The 13,792-nt window shown below is 69.3% G+C and carries 9 protein-coding genes; 3 read left to right on the top strand and 6 right to left on the bottom strand.

Annotation, left to right across the window (positions count from 1 at the left end):
- Positions 1-4 precede the first annotated feature (4 nt).
- A complete protein-coding gene (locus AB5S17_RS02990) occupies positions 5-3,742 on the top strand; it encodes a histidine kinase dimerization/phospho-acceptor domain-containing protein (RefSeq protein ID WP_369235956.1) in 3,738 nt (1,245 codons plus the stop codon).
- A gap of 49 nt (positions 3,743-3,791) precedes the next feature.
- On the opposite strand, the gene AB5S17_RS02985 is transcribed toward AB5S17_RS02990, so the two are convergent.
- Positions 3,792-5,744, bottom strand: coding sequence for an acetoacetate--CoA ligase (locus tag AB5S17_RS02985; RefSeq protein WP_369235954.1), 1,953 nt, complete (start codon positions 5,742-5,744; stop codon positions 3,792-3,794).
- Between the two features lie 158 nt (positions 5,745-5,902).
- Here AB5S17_RS02985 and AB5S17_RS02980 point away from each other — a divergent pair, with 158 nt between their 5' ends.
- Positions 5,903-7,756: an AsmA-like C-terminal region-containing protein gene (locus AB5S17_RS02980; protein WP_369235952.1), complete on the top strand. Its 1,854-nt coding sequence runs from the start codon at positions 5,903-5,905 to the stop codon at positions 7,754-7,756.
- Positions 7,757-7,825: 69 nt separating this feature from the next.
- Positions 7,826-8,977, top strand: a complete 1,152-nt coding sequence (locus AB5S17_RS02975; RefSeq protein WP_369235950.1) for a hypothetical protein — start codon at positions 7,826-7,828, stop codon at positions 8,975-8,977.
- A gap of 77 nt (positions 8,978-9,054) precedes the next feature.
- Here AB5S17_RS02975 and AB5S17_RS02970 read toward each other — a convergent pair whose 3' ends face one another.
- From AB5S17_RS02970 to AB5S17_RS02950, 5 genes are all read right to left on the bottom strand, one after another.
- Positions 9,055-9,894 (bottom strand): ABC transporter permease, encoded by an 840-nt coding sequence (locus AB5S17_RS02970; protein ID WP_369235948.1) that lies wholly within the window; start codon positions 9,892-9,894, stop codon positions 9,055-9,057.
- Positions 9,891-10,820 (bottom strand): ABC transporter permease subunit, encoded by a 930-nt coding sequence (locus tag AB5S17_RS02965; RefSeq protein ID WP_369235946.1) that lies wholly within the window; start codon positions 10,818-10,820, stop codon positions 9,891-9,893. The genes AB5S17_RS02970 and AB5S17_RS02965 overlap by 4 nt, the downstream gene beginning before the upstream one ends.
- Entirely contained in the window at positions 10,817-11,968 is a 1,152-nt protein-coding gene (locus AB5S17_RS02960; protein WP_369235944.1) for an ABC transporter ATP-binding protein, read from the bottom strand. Before AB5S17_RS02960 ends, AB5S17_RS02965 begins: the two co-directional genes overlap by 4 nt.
- A gap of 92 nt (positions 11,969-12,060) precedes the next feature.
- A complete protein-coding gene (locus AB5S17_RS02955) occupies positions 12,061-13,152 on the bottom strand; it encodes a polyamine ABC transporter substrate-binding protein (RefSeq protein ID WP_369235942.1) in 1,092 nt (363 codons plus the stop codon).
- 132 nt (positions 13,153-13,284) lie between these two features.
- Complete coding sequence (locus tag AB5S17_RS02950; RefSeq protein WP_369235940.1) at positions 13,285-13,776, bottom strand: GNAT family N-acetyltransferase; 492 nt, start codon at positions 13,774-13,776, stop codon at positions 13,285-13,287.
- Between the last annotated feature and the right edge of the window lie 16 nt (positions 13,777-13,792).

Here is a 13,792-nt window from a genome sequence, read left to right as displayed (position 1 = left end):
GCCGATGGCGACATCGACGATAGCGAGCGCGATGGCGATCATGAGCCATCCGAGCGTCAGGGCGGCCGACGTCCCCGGAACGGCGCTGGCCGCGTTCTCGCCGGACCTGTCCTTGCTGTTGTGGGCGAACTCCGCCGGCGCGCGGCTGCTCGGCCTGTCGCAGCCGGACGGAAGCGGCGCCGGGGCGGACGCGTCGCCGGCGATCCTGCGGCAGATCCGGGCCGCAGCCGGAATCTTCGCGCGCAACGGGCGGGCGGCGACCACCATCCGGCCGCTCGGCACCGGCCTCGGCCGGCCGCTGAGCGGAGAGATCACCCGCATTTCGCTGCCGGAATTCGGCGACTGCGCCTTGCTGGCGGTATACGGGATCGCCGGGACCGGCGCAGTGGAGACCGGCGCGGAGCGCGATGTCCGGCTCGCCCGGGAAAGCGCTGCCGAGGCTCTTCTCGATCTCGACGGTCGCATCGTCGGCGGGACCGACGATCCCGCCGTCACGCCTGCGGACGCCGAGCCTGTGCGCGCCTTCGCCGCCTCGCAGGCAGCCTTCGACATCGTGACCGATGCGGAGGGACGCCGCTTCGCGCTCTCCCGCATCGCCGACGATCGGATCGCGCTTCGGGCCGTGGCGGACGCCGAAGCACCGCGCGCGCCACAGAATGCAGCGGCGGACGAAGCCGTCGCCGGAAGCACCGGCGCGACTCTGCCGACTGATGACGACCCTCAGCCGGCTGCGGACGCGCCGGGCCGCCGCGTGCATTCCAACTGGAGCGCCCCGCCGCCGGAGGATGATACAGCGGCCGGCGGACCGGCAGCGTCGGAAGCGGAGACCGACGCGCCTTCTGCCGAGGCACCGCCGAGTGCCTTTCATGCCGCCGCGGGCGATCCCGTGGCGGAAAAAACCGCCGGCGCGCCCGCGGGAACCGGCGGCGAGGTGACTGCCGGCGGGCCGGGCAGCGACCCGGTGGCAAGCGCCGACGAGGCGGATGGGAACGCTTCGCCGCAATTGGTCGGCACGATCGTCCTGCCGGATACCTTGCCGGAATGGGAAGCGGACGATGATGCGGTGCGGGCGGTGACGGCGGCGGACTTCCCCCCGGCTGAGTCCGATGCGTCTGATCAGCCGGACGGTACCGATCCCGAGGCCGGGCCGGGCGATGGCGCTTTCATCCCGCGCTTCGACGTCCAGCCGGCGCGCTTCGTCTGGCGGATCGACAGCGCGGGGCGGTTCCGCTCTCTGTCTCCCGAATTCGCACTCGCGGTCGGCCCGACCTCGGCGGCCGTTCTCGACCGCAGCTTCGCGGAGGTTGCGCAGGCTTACGGACTTGACCCGGAAGGCAGCGTCCAGCGCCTGCTCGAGCGCCGTGACACCTGGTCCGGCCGCACCGTCTTCTGGCCGGTGGAAAACTCAGCGATGACCGCGCCGGTCGACCTCGCCGCCCTGCCCGTCTACGCCCGCGACCGCAGCTTCGACGGCTTTCGCGGCTTCGGCATCGTGCGGCTCGGCGATGCCGTGGTCGATCCCGCGGCGCGGGGCCGGCGGCTGGATCGCCTGCAGGCCGGAGCCGGCGCAGCCCTCGGCGAAGGCGCGGCGGAAGCAGCCGGCTTCGCCGCCTCTCCCGATGGGGCCGCACAGCCGTTCCTGCGGCGCGTCCCGGCAAACCTTCCGGAGGTGCAGTTCGGGCGCCGCGACCCGGCCGACCGGCCGGACGCGCCCGCCCCCGAGGAAGAGGGTCCATCCGACGAGGAGGCGCGCAACATCATCCGCTTGGAAGAGCGCCGCCGGTCGAAGGAAGGCACGCTCAGCCAGGCCGAGGAGGACGCATTCCGCGCCATCGGTCAGCGTCTGGCGGACAGACCGGGTCCGCGCGACCTCGGCGAGGCGATCCGGGCGGCGTCGGAGCGCATCGCCGCGATCGAGGAAAGCCGCGGCCGCGACGCGGAGAGCGATGTCGACACGGCGGAGCCGGGCGATTCGGACGAGTCGGACTCTGCCGATGGAGCGGCCGCGCAGGAGAACCGGCCGGGACTTCCGGCGCCGGCCCAGCAGCCGGGACGGGAGCCGTCCGCCGAAGCAGAGATGGTTGCGGGCGCGGCAGATGCGGCTCCGGTTCCGGCGACGAACGACGCCGCCGCGCCCTCGCAGTCGCAGGACGGCTCCGGCGAAGGGGCGGACGACGCTGCCGGAGCCGGCGGCGCGGCGCAGCAGCCGGACGGCCCGGGCGAGCTGGAGCGGATCTACGGATTCCTGCCGATCCCGATCCTGGTGCAAAGCCGGGACGAGATTGCCTATGCCAACCGCGAGTTCCTCGACCTCACCGGCTATCCGACGAGCGAAGCGATCCGCGCCGCCGGCGGTCTCGGCGCGCTGTTCTGCGACCCGGGTGCAACGGGCGATTCGGCCGGCATGGTGACCCTGCTGCGCGCCAATGGCGACAGGCTGGCCGTGCGCGCGCATCTGCAGCGGGCAACAATCGCCGGCCGTTCGTCGCTGGTCATGTCCTTCTTCGCCTCGCCGCGGCTCTGCGCCGCGGCCCTCGGGCATGTGCTTTCGGAAACGCCGGCTGCTGCGCCGGCACCCGCCGCAGCGGACGACGCCGCGGATCCGACGGCGGCGGAGCTGGCGGCAGTGCTCGACATGGCGGCGGACGGCGTCCTGCTGCTCGACGACAACGGCGGCATCCGGGCGATGAACGGCGCGGCGCACCGGCTGTTCGGCATCGCCGAGGACGACGCGGCCGGGCGCCCCTTCGCGGCGTTCTTCGCGCATGAGAGCCAGAAGGCCGTGCGGGCGGATTTCGACCTGCTTCGCGCCGGCGGTGCCGCCGAGGAGACCGACGGCGGCCGGGCGGACGAGCGGCGGGGCGCCGGCCGCGAGGTCATCGGGCGCGTCGCCGAGGGCGGTTTCGTGCCGCTCGCAGTCCGCCTCGAGCGGCTGCCGGACGGACGCGGCTACTGCGCCGTCATCCGCGACATCACGCCCTGGAAGCGGGCGGAGGAGGACCTGACGCGGGCGCGGCAGGAGGCCGAGGCGGCGAGCCTGCACAAGAGCGCCTTCCTCGCCAGCGTCTCGCACGAATTGCGCACGCCGTTGAACGCCATCGTCGGCTTCGCCGATGTCATGGCGGCCGAGAGCCTCGGGCCGATCGAGAATCCGCGCTATCTCGAATATCTCGAGGACATCAAGCGCTCGGGCCACCAGGTCCTCGACCTCGTCAACGAGCTCCTCGACATCTCGAAGATCGAGACCGGCCGGCTGGAGCTCGCCTTCGAAGCGGTCTCGCTGACCGAGCTGATCGCCGAGGTGGCGGCGGTGACGGCGCCGCAGGCCAACCGCCAGCGCGTCATCCTGCGCACCCACCTGCCCTCCTCCGTGCCGCCGGTGGTGGCGGACCGCGCATCGCTGCGCCAGGTGGCGATCAACCTCGTCGGCAACGCCATCCGCTCGACGCCGGCGGGCGGCCAGCTGATCGTGTCGGCGCGCTATGCGCCGGAGGAAGGCGTGACGCTGCGGTTTCGCGATTCCGGCGTGGGCCTGCGCGAGGATGAGATCGAGGCGGTGATGCGCCCCTTCCACGAGGCGCACCAGACGGCGCGGCGCTCCGGCGAGAGCGGCCGCTTCGCGCTGCCGCTGACCAAGGCCATGGTGGAAGCCAACCGCGCCAGCTTCGCCCTTTCCTCGACGCCGGGGGAAGGCACGCTGATCGAGATCGTGTTCCCGCCGGCGCGGATCCTCGCCGACTGAAACCCCGGCGAAACGACGAGAGCCTTGAGCGCGGCTCTCGTCCGCCGCTTCAGTCGGCCAGCTCTTTCCGGCCCTCGAACTGCGACAGCGCCTCGGGGTTCGCCAGCGCTTCCTTGTTCTTCACCGGCCGGCCCTCGACCACTTCGCGCACGGCGAGTTCGGTGATCTTGCCGGACTTCGTGCGGGGAATGTCGGTGACGGCGAGGATCTTCGCCGGCACGTGGCGCGGCGAGGCTCCGGTGCGGATCGCAGTCTTGATGCGGGTGACGAGGTCGTCGGTCAGCCCGGCACGCTCGGCGAGGCGGACGAAGAGCACGACCCGCACGTCGTTCTCCCAGCTCTGGCCGATGCAGATCGCCTCGGCGACCTCGGGGAACTGCTCGACGATGTTGTAGATCTCGGCCGTGCCGATCCGCACGCCTTGCGGGTTCAGCGTCGCGTCGGAGCGGCCGTGGATGATGATGCCGCCGTGCTCCGTCCATTCGGCGAAGTCGCCATGCGCCCAGACGCCGGGGAACTCGGCGAAATAGGCGCTTTCGTATCGCTCGCCCGTCGGGTCGTTGAAGAACGCGATCGGCATCGAGGGAAACGCCTTCGTGCAGACGAGATCGCCCTTCTCGCCGCGCACCGGCCGCCCCTGCCCGTCCCACACGTCCACGGCCATGCCGAGGCCGGGTCCCTGGATCTCGCCTTCGTAGACGGGCCGCCAGGGCACGCCGAGGACGAAGCAGGAGACGATGTCGGTGCCGCCGGAGACCGAAGCGAGATGCACGTCCGGCTTCACCGCCTCATAGACGTAGTCGAAGCTCTCCGGCGACAGCGGCGAGCCGGTGGAGGCGATCACTGCGACCGACGACAGATCGTGTGTCTCGACAGGCTTGAGCCCCGCCTTGCGCACGGAGTCGATGAACTTCGCGCTGGTGCCGAAGAAGGTCGCCTTCTCGGCCTGCATGTAGTCGAAGAGCGTCTCCGGCGTCGGATGGAAGGGGGAGCCGTCGAAGAGCAGCAGCGTCGCCCCCGAGCCGAGCGCCGAGACCAACCAGTTCCACATCATCCAGCCGCAGGTGGTGAAGTAGAAGACGCGGTCGCCGGGCCCGATCCCGCAATGCAGCTGATGCTCCTTGAGATGCTGGATCAGCGTGCCGCCGGCCGAATGCACGATGCATTTCGGCGCGCCGGTCGTCCCCGAGGAGAACAGGATGTAGAGCGGGTGCGAGAAGGGCAGCCGCTCGAAACTCGGCTCGGCCGCCTCGTGGGGCGCCAGGAAGGCGTCCAGCGTCACGCCGTTCGCCAGTTGCCCGGCAACCTCGTCGGCCTTGCCGAGATAGGGCACGACGATCGTGCGACGGGCGTTCAGCTTTTGCGAGATCGGGACGAGTTTCTCGACGACCGGGATGGTCTTGCCGGCATAGTAGTAGCCGTCGCAGGCGATCAGCAGCTTCGGCTCGATCTGGCCGAAGCGGTCGAGAACGCCGCGCTCGCCGAAATCGGGCGAGCAGGACGACCAGACCGCGCCGATCGAGGCGCAGGCGAGCATCGCCGCGACCGTCTCCGGCATGTTCGGCATCATCGCGGCGACCCGGTCCCCGGCGGTCACGCCCTCGGCGCGGAAGGCCTGCTGCAGGCGGGACACCAGGACGCGGAGCTCGTCCCAGGACAGCCGCCGCTCGACCTTGTCTTCGCCGCGGAAAACGATCGCGTCGCCGGAGCCCGGGCGCGCCAGCAGGTTCTCGGCGAAGTTCAGGCTGGCATCGGGAAAGAACCGGTCGGTGCGCATCGACCCGCCCTCGGAAAGAGCCGTATCGCACTTCTCTCCGACAATGCCGGCGAAATTCCACATGGCCGACCAGAAGCCGGCGCGATCCGTCACGGACCAGCGATGCAGGGCGTCGTAGTCGGGAAAGTCCTGCCCGGTCGCGGCCGCCACCCGCTGGGCGAATGCCGTCATCGGATGATGCGCGACGCGCGCCGCGTCGGGTGTCCAGAGCAGCTTTCCGCCCATACTCAACTCTCCTCCTGCCGGCCGCCACGGTGGTGCCATAGAGGTTCGGCATTGGCAACGGTGCGTAAATCCGCGCGTGCCGAGCGCGCGGCACCCCTTCGGCATGGCTTCCGGGCGTCGGAAGCGATAAAAGGATGCCGATTCGGCGAGGGGATTTGGTGGCGAGCGAAGCTTACCTCACATGGCGTGAACAGCTTTCAGGGCGCATGCGGCGGCTGGCGCCGCTGGTCCGCCGGCCGCGGCTTCTCGTCCTCGGCTTGGGCGCCGTAATCGTCATCGCCGCCGTCGTCGCGCTGTTCGCTCGCGTGGCGCTCGACGAGGATGCCGCGAGATCGAGCGTCGTCGCCCGGTTGGAGGCCCTGACCGGCGAGAACGTCTCGGTCGACGGGCCGGTGCGCTTTTCGCTCCTGCCGCGCACCCGCCTCACCATCGGCCGTGTCCAGATCGGCCGCGGCAACGGCTTCGACATCGACCAGATCGTCGCCGACCTCGATCCCCTCTCCGCGCTTCTCGGTCGGGCGAAGCCCTCGCGGCTGGTGCTGGTGAGGCCGGCGCTGCGTCCCGACAACCCGCTCGCCGCGATCTCCTGGAACGGGGCGGGACAACAGGGCATTGCGCACGCCCGCAAGATGCTCCGCACCTTCATCGACCGGATCGAGGGACTCGGAGTCCTGGAGATCCGCGACGGCGTCTACCGTCCCGCCAGCGCCCGGACCGGCGGCCCGTCGGGATTCAGCAACGCCAATCTGACGATCACCCATTCCTCGCAGACCGCGGCCGTGGACGTGGCGGGATCTCTGATCTGGAACGGCCAGCCGACCGACATCGACTTCAAGATCGGCGCGCCGGCCGCGCTGCTCGCCGGCAAGGACAGCAGCGTCGACCTCGACATCCAGTCGCCGCCGCTCACGGCGCGCTTTTCGGGGACCGCCACGCTGGTCCGCAACACCGGCGTGTCCGGACACCTCCATCTGTCGAGCCCGTCCTTCACGCGCAGCATCGAGTGGATCGGCAATCCGGACAACGACGTGCCGGATCTCGGCCCGGTCGCCATCGACGGCGACCTTCTCCTGCGCGGCAACGAGGCCAGCCTCAGCAACGCCGCCCTGACGATCGCCGGCAGCACCGGCCGCGGCGCGCTGGAGGCGACGTTCGAGCCGTCCCGGCCGCAGATCGGCGGCACGCTCGCCTTCGCCCAGCTGGACCTGACGCCGCTCGGCCGCTCGATCGCCCCGTTGCCCAACGATCCGTTCGACATGGAACGGCCGATCGACGTCGGCTTCGCCAAGTCGGTCGACTTGGACCTGCGCGTCTCGGCCAACGAAGCCACTCTCGGCCGGGTCCCGCTGCACGACGTCGCGGCTGTCGTCACGCTCGGCGACGGGATCACCAAGATCGACGTCGGCGACGCGTCCGTCTTCGGCGGCCGCGGTCAGGCGACGCTGATGATCGACGGTACGCGCCCCGGCAATGTCGTGACCGGCAGCGCGTCCTTCAGCCGGATCGATACGCCGCGGCTGTTCTCGGCTCTGGCGATCGACGGGGTGGGGATCTCCGGCCAATCGAGCATCACCGCAAAGATCGACGCGCCTGCGACCGACTGGGCGTCGATCATCCGCAACGTGCAGGTCGATGCCAAGGTGAAGGCGCGCAACGGCGCGATCAGCGGCTTTGCCCCGCAGGTCTTCGCCCGGCCCGGCGCCCGCCCGCTGGCCGCCGGCACGGGCAGCGACAGCCTGCCGTTCGACACGCTGACGGCGAGCTTCGCCCTCTCGGGCTCCCGCCTGCATATCGCCGACGTTGCGGTGGAGAGCCCGAGCGGCACCCTGTCCGCCTCCGGCGACTATCTCGCCGAAACCAACACCGTCTCGCTGCACGGGGTCTATGACGCCAGCCCGCAGACAGCCTCGACGACAGGCGAATTCACCGCATCGAAACCGGTGAAGTTCACGATGGACGGCCAGTGGCCGAATCCCAACGTGACGACGGATATGCCGAATCCGACGGAATGATCCGTCCCGTCCGGGCGCCTTTTCTTCGGCGGTCGCGGCCAGCCCCGGAACCTCAACGGAAATCGCATCATGCCGTCCCGATCCTTCGCACGAGCCCGTCTGCCTCTCGCCTTCGCCGCACTCGCTGCGCTTGCTGCGCTCGGCACCCCGGCGTATGCGCAAGCCGCGAACGATGGGGGGGCCGCCGGCGGCAGCAGTTCCTGCGCCGGCCGCTTCCATGCCGCGCTCAGGGACATCCGCAACGGCCCCTATCAGGAGATCGGCCGAGCCCGCCCCGAGGCGCGCCAAGCGGACGACCGCCTGCCCGGCGCGCTGCTGTTCGTTCCGCCCTTCCGTTCGCGCAGCACGGCGGAGCGGCTGGCCCTTCAGGAGGCCAACCAGATCGCCCATGCCAGGGGGCGTCCCGGCTGGTCGAGCTCCGGCGACGATCGCTGGATCGTCAAGCGGGTGACCGGCGAAGTCGGCGACTACCTCGCTCAGGACGAGACGCCCTTTCTCTGCGGCGGCGTGTCCAACTACGTCGCCACACTGCGCGCCTATCTGACTCGCGTCGGCGGCAATCCCCAACGCACCGCGGACCTCCTCGCCGCGCAGCGCGGCGCGGCGGAGGCGTCGATCCGCGCGGCGCTGGACGCGATGCGGCCGGTCCCTATCCCGCAGCAAGCCCCGGCGCGACCGCAGCCGCAGGCGCCGGACGGTCTGCGCCCGTCCGCCGGCATCGGTCCGGCCGTCGTTTCTCCTGATTCCGGAAGCGGGTCCGCGGCCGCCAAGCCCGGCCTGCCGCCGGCGACGCCGCCGAAGCCGATCGCGCTCGACACCGATACCGATCGCATTGCTGCACTCGATGCGCTGGTGGATGCGGCGCGCAAGGGCGGGTTCCTTCGGCAGGAAGCGCCGGGCGTCGCAGCAGCCGGTAACGCCCTCCTGACGCCGGCCGGATCGCGCCCCGTCGGCGGCAGCCCGGCTGCGGGCGATGAGCCACGGCCCGTCCTCGCGAGGCTCGCCGCACTGAAGCCGCTGGTGATCGGCACCGATACGCCGATCAAGGACGTCGTCGTGCGCCGGGCGCTGGTCGCCGCCTTCTCCGACATTGAGGCGCTGGATTATCTCGAGCATCGGCCGAGCGACGCCGAGGGGTCGGTGCTAAACGCCATCGACGACACGCTGAACGCCATCTCCGCGGCACACAAGGCGAACTGCACCTGCATGAGCGGGAAGTAGCCGCCCGTCCTCCCCGCTTACGCAGCGGATGCAGCGGCCGGCTCCGCCAGTGCGGGAGGACGCGGCCGCTCGCGCGGTCAGCGCGCTTGCGCCGGAGAGCCGCCGCCGGCCGCCAGCCGTTCGTCGCGCGCCCTCTGCACCTCACGGCGCCTGGTGAAGATCGCCGCGACGGTGACGCCGCAGGAGACGATGGCGATCAGGATGGTGCAGACCGCGTTGATCTCCGGCGTCACGCCGAGCCGCACCTGGCTGTAGATCTTCATCGGCAGGGTGGTGGCCCCCGGCCCCGAGGTGAAGCTCGCGATGACGAGATCGTCGAGCGACAGGGTGAAGGCGAGCATCCAGCCGGCCGCCACCGCCGGCCAGATCACCGGCAGCGTGATCTGGAAGAAGGTCTTCCAGGGCGGGCAGCCGAGATCCTGGGCAGCCTCCTCCAGCGACCGGTCGAAGCTGATCAGCCGCGACTGCACCACCACCCCGACGAAGCACATCGAGAAGGTGATGTGGGCAAGCACGACGGTCCAGAAGCCGCGGTCGAAATCCACCGCCACGAACAGGAGCAGCAGCGACAGGCCCATGATCACGTCCGGCATGACCAGTGGCGCATAGACCATGCCGGAAAAGAGCAGCCGCCCGCGGAAGTTGGCGAAGCGCACCAGCGCCGTCGCGGCGAGCGTGCCGAGGACGGTGGCGGCACTCGCCGAGATGAGCCCGACCCGCAGCGTCACCCAGGCGGCGTCGAGGATCGCCTGGTCGTGGATGAGCTCCCCGTACCACTTGACGGAGAAGCCACCCCAGACGGTCACCAGCCGCGAGGCGTTGAACGAGTAGATCACCAGAAGGACGATCGGCAGGTACAGGAAGGCGAAGCCGACCGTCACCGAGACGATGTTGAAGGGGCTCCAGCCGTTCCTCACAGCGCGTGCCTCGCCTGCGCGCGCTGAAAGAGGACGATCGGCAGGACCAGGACGAGCAGGAGCACGATCGCGACGGCGGAGGCGACCGGCCAGTCGCGATTGTTGAAGAACTCGTTCCAGAGCGTCTTGCCGATCATCAGCGTCTGCGAGCCGCCGAGGAGGTCCGGGATGACGAACTCGCCGACCGCCGGGATGAACACCAGGAAGGCGCCGGCCAGCACGCCCGGCAGCGACAGCGGGAAGGTGATCGTCCAGAACGCCTTCACCGGCGGGCAACCGAGATCCTGCGCGGCCTCCAGCAGCGTGCCGTCCATCCGCTCCAGGCTCGCATAGATCGGCAGCACCATGAAGGGCAGGTAGGAATAGACGATGCCGATATAGACGGCGGTGTCGGTGTTGAGGATCACCAGAGGCTGCGAGATGACGCCGAGCCAGAGCAGAAACTGGTTGAGCAGGCCCTCGTTCTTCAGGATGCCGATCCAGGCGTAGACGCGGATCAGGAAGCTCGTCCAGAACGGCAGGATCGTCAGCATCAGGAGGATCGGCCGGACGGCCCGCGGCGCCTTCGCCATGCCGTAGGCGAAGGGATAGCCGATCGCGAGCGTCAGCGCGGTCGACACGGCGGCGATGAACAGGCTCGACAGGTAGGAGTTGAGGTAGAGCGGGTCTCCGGTGAGCCAGACATAGCTGCCGATGCCGAGCTCGCGCACATGGCCGACGAAGCCGGACAGGCTGTCGAAGGTGAAGGCCGGCGTGTAGGGCGGCAGCGCGATCGCCGTCTCCGAGAGCGAGATCTTCAGGACGATCAGGAAGGGCACGAAGAAGAACAGGAGCAGCCAGAGATAGGGCACGCCGATCACCAGCCGCCGGTATAGGCCGCCGGACACCGATCGCCGCCTGCTCGCCGGCTCGACCCTCTCGCTCATTTGGTCAGCACCACGCCCGCATCGGCCGCGAAGGACAGCCACACCTCCTCGTCCCAGCCGATCGGCTCCTCGATACCGCGCGAGGCGTTGATCGTCGTCGCCCGGAGGATGTCGCCGGACGGCAGCCGGACGTTGAACAGGGTGACGTCGCCGAGATAGGCGATGTCCCAGACCTCGCCCTTCAGCGCGTTGACGTCCGAGCGCGCCGGCGGCCGGCGGCTGATCGTCATCTTTTCCGGCCGGATCGCGAACCAGGCGGTCTCGCCCGGCGAAACGGCCGCGCCGGCCTCGGCTTCGACGACGGTTCCGGCTGCGGCGATCCGCAGGACGCCGTTCCGCTCGCTCTCGACCTGGCCCTCGAGGATGTTCACATTGCCGATGAAGTCGGCGACGTAACGCGTCTCCGGCGCTTCATAAATGACGTTCGGTGTGGCGACCTGGACGATCCGGCCCTCGCGCATCACCGCGATGCGGTCGGCCATGACCATCGCCTCCTCCTGGTCGTGCGTGACGATCAGGAAGGTGAGGCCCAGCTCCTGCTGCAGGTCCATCAGCTCGAACTGCGTCTCCTCGCGCAGCTTCTTGTCGAGCGCGCCCAGCGGCTCGTCGAGGAGCAGCACCTTCGGGCGCTTGGCGAGCGAGCGGGCGAGCGCCACGCGCTGCTGCTGGCCGCCGGACAGCTGCTGCGGCTTGCGCTTGGCGAAGGCTTCCAGCTTGACGAGCTTCAGCATCTCGGCGACCCGGTCGGCGATCTCCGAGCGCGACATGCGGTCCTGCCGAAGTCCGAAGGCGATGTTTCCCTCGACGCTCATGTGCGGGAACAGCGCGTAGGACTGGAACATCATGTTGACGGGCCGGCGATGCGGCGGCACGCCGATGAGGCTCACCCCGTCGAGCCGCAGATCGCCATGCGTCGGCTCCTCGAAGCCCGCGAGCATGCGCAGCAGGGTCGACTTGCCGCAGCCCGACGGCCCGAGCAGGGCGAAGAACTCGCGCGTGAAGATCGGCAGCGACAGATCGTCGACCGCCGTGAAGTTGCCGAAGACCTTGGTGATCCCGTCGAACTCCACCAGCGGCTTCTGCGCCGGGTCGTTCCAGGGCTCGAAGGTGCGCCGGATATTGCCGTAGGATTTCGTCGCCAGCGCCATGCCGAACCGCCCGTGCGAACCCGAGGACCCCCGAGGCGGCGAGTCGGTCGCAGCGGACCGGATCGCTCTTCCCCGATGCTGCCGGCCAGCCGCTACTGGCCGGTCTTCACCGTGGTGAAGGCCCGCGTCACGAGCCGCGTCGAGCGCGCGTCGTAGGGCGCCTTGGTGTAGAGCTTGTCCAGCGTCGCGGCATTCGGATAGACCTCGGGATCGTCGAGGATCGCCGGGTCGACATATTGCTGCGAGGCCTTGTTGCCGTTGGCGTAGACGACGTAGTTCGTCGACTTGGCGATGACCTTCGGGTTCATCAGGTAGTTGATGAATTTCAGCGCGGCGTCGGGATGCGGCGCGTCCTTCGGCATCGCCAGCTGGTCGAACCACATCATCGCGCCTTCCTTCGGGATCGAATACTTGATCTCGACCCCCTGCTTGGCCTCCTTGGCCCGGTCGCGCGCCTGGAAGACGTCGCCGGAATAGCCGATCGCCACGCAGATATCGCCGTTGGCGAGCGCGTTGATGTATTCGGAGGAGTGGAACTTGCGGACATAGGGCCGGACCTTGAGGAGCATGTCCTCGGCCTTCTTGATGTCGGCGGGGTCGCGGCTGTCGGGATCGAGGCCGAGATAGTTCAGCGCGGCCGGGATGATCTCGGCCGGAGCGTCGAGGAAGTCGATGCCGCAGCTCGCGAGCTTCTTGGCGTTGGCGGGATCGAACACCAGCGCCCAGGAGTTCACCGGGGCGTTCGGCAGGGCGTTCTCGACCTTCTTGACGTTGTAGCCGATGCCGGTCGTGCCCCACATGTAGTTGACGGAATACTGGTTGCCCGGATCGTACTTGGCGACGCGTTTCTGGATCACGTCCCACATGTTCTTCAGGTTCGGCAGCTTGGACTTGTCCAGCTTCTGGAATACGCCGGCCTTGATCTGCCGCGCGAGATACTCGGCGGAGGGGACGACGACGTCGTAGCCGGTGCCGCCGGCGAGCAGCTTAGTCTCCAGCATCTCGTTGGAATCATAGACGTCGTAGACGACCTTGATCCCCGTCTCCTTGGTGAAGTCGGTCAGGATCGACTGGTCGATATAGTCCGACCAGTTGTAGACGTTGACCACCTGGTCTTCGGCGAAGGCTTCCGTCGCCGCGAACAGCGCCAGGCCCGCACAGACCCAGGGAAGAACACGCACCATGATCAGCTACCCCTCATTGTCACTGGTCGAAGTCCATCCGACGACGCCGGCGCCGCCTCGCCCGACTGTAAATGCATTCAGCGGCCGATTCCTAGCCCGATGCGGCGATCCCCGGCAGAAAGCCGGCACTGCCTAATCCGGCGTCATCCGGACCATCCAGCACGCGTCGCCCCCGTAGGGCTGCAGCGCCTCGGCCGGAATACGGCCGCTGGCGTCGGTAAAGCCGAAGCGCGCCCAGTAGCCGGTGGTGCCGTAGACCGAGACGAGCGCCGCGGCGGGATAGTCTTGCGCGAGCGCCAGCAGCCGCTCGACCGCCCCGGTCGCAGCGCCCTGCCCCCGCACCGCGGGATCCAGAGCGACGTCGTGGATATAGAGGCAGTCCGCCGGCTCCGGCAGCCGGCCGATCAGCGTGTCGAGCTTCGGCGGCCCGGTCATACGCCAGGGGTGCGCGACGGCATATCCCGCGATGTGGTCGCCGGCATCGAGAACGAGGCAGCCCGGGGGAAACAGGTCGAGCCGCTCGGCGAAGACGCGCAGGTCTTCCGGCAGCTTCGCATGAACCCAGTCGGCGAGCGTCACGACCGCCGCGAGATCCTGCCGACGCATCTGCCGCCATTGAAGCATCGGACAATCTTCCCGT

This window comes from Jiella sp. M17.18, from assembly GCF_041027365.1.
Classification (GTDB): domain Bacteria; phylum Pseudomonadota; class Alphaproteobacteria; order Rhizobiales; family Rhizobiaceae; genus VKMB-3413.
The sequence above is the reverse complement of the archived record's forward strand: the minus strand, read 5'-3'. Positions and strand labels throughout refer to the sequence as shown.

Coding starts and splice junctions, on each gene's coding strand:
- AB5S17_RS02990 (WP_369235956.1), top strand. CDS start 5: ATGGCGACATCGACGATAGCGAGCGCGATGGCGATCATGAGCCATCCG.
- AB5S17_RS02985 (WP_369235954.1), bottom strand. CDS start 5,744: ATGGGCGGAAAGCTGCTCTGGACACCCGACGCGGCGCGCGTCGCGCAT.
- AB5S17_RS02975 (WP_369235950.1), top strand. CDS start 7,826: ATGCCGTCCCGATCCTTCGCACGAGCCCGTCTGCCTCTCGCCTTCGCC.
- AB5S17_RS02965 (WP_369235946.1), bottom strand. CDS start 10,820: ATGAGCGAGAGGGTCGAGCCGGCGAGCAGGCGGCGATCGGTGTCCGGC.
- AB5S17_RS02960 (WP_369235944.1), bottom strand. CDS start 11,968: ATGGCGCTGGCGACGAAATCCTACGGCAATATCCGGCGCACCTTCGAG.
- AB5S17_RS02955 (WP_369235942.1), bottom strand. CDS start 13,152: ATGGTGCGTGTTCTTCCCTGGGTCTGTGCGGGCCTGGCGCTGTTCGCG.
- AB5S17_RS02950 (WP_369235940.1), bottom strand. CDS start 13,776: ATGCTTCAATGGCGGCAGATGCGTCGGCAGGATCTCGCGGCGGTCGTG.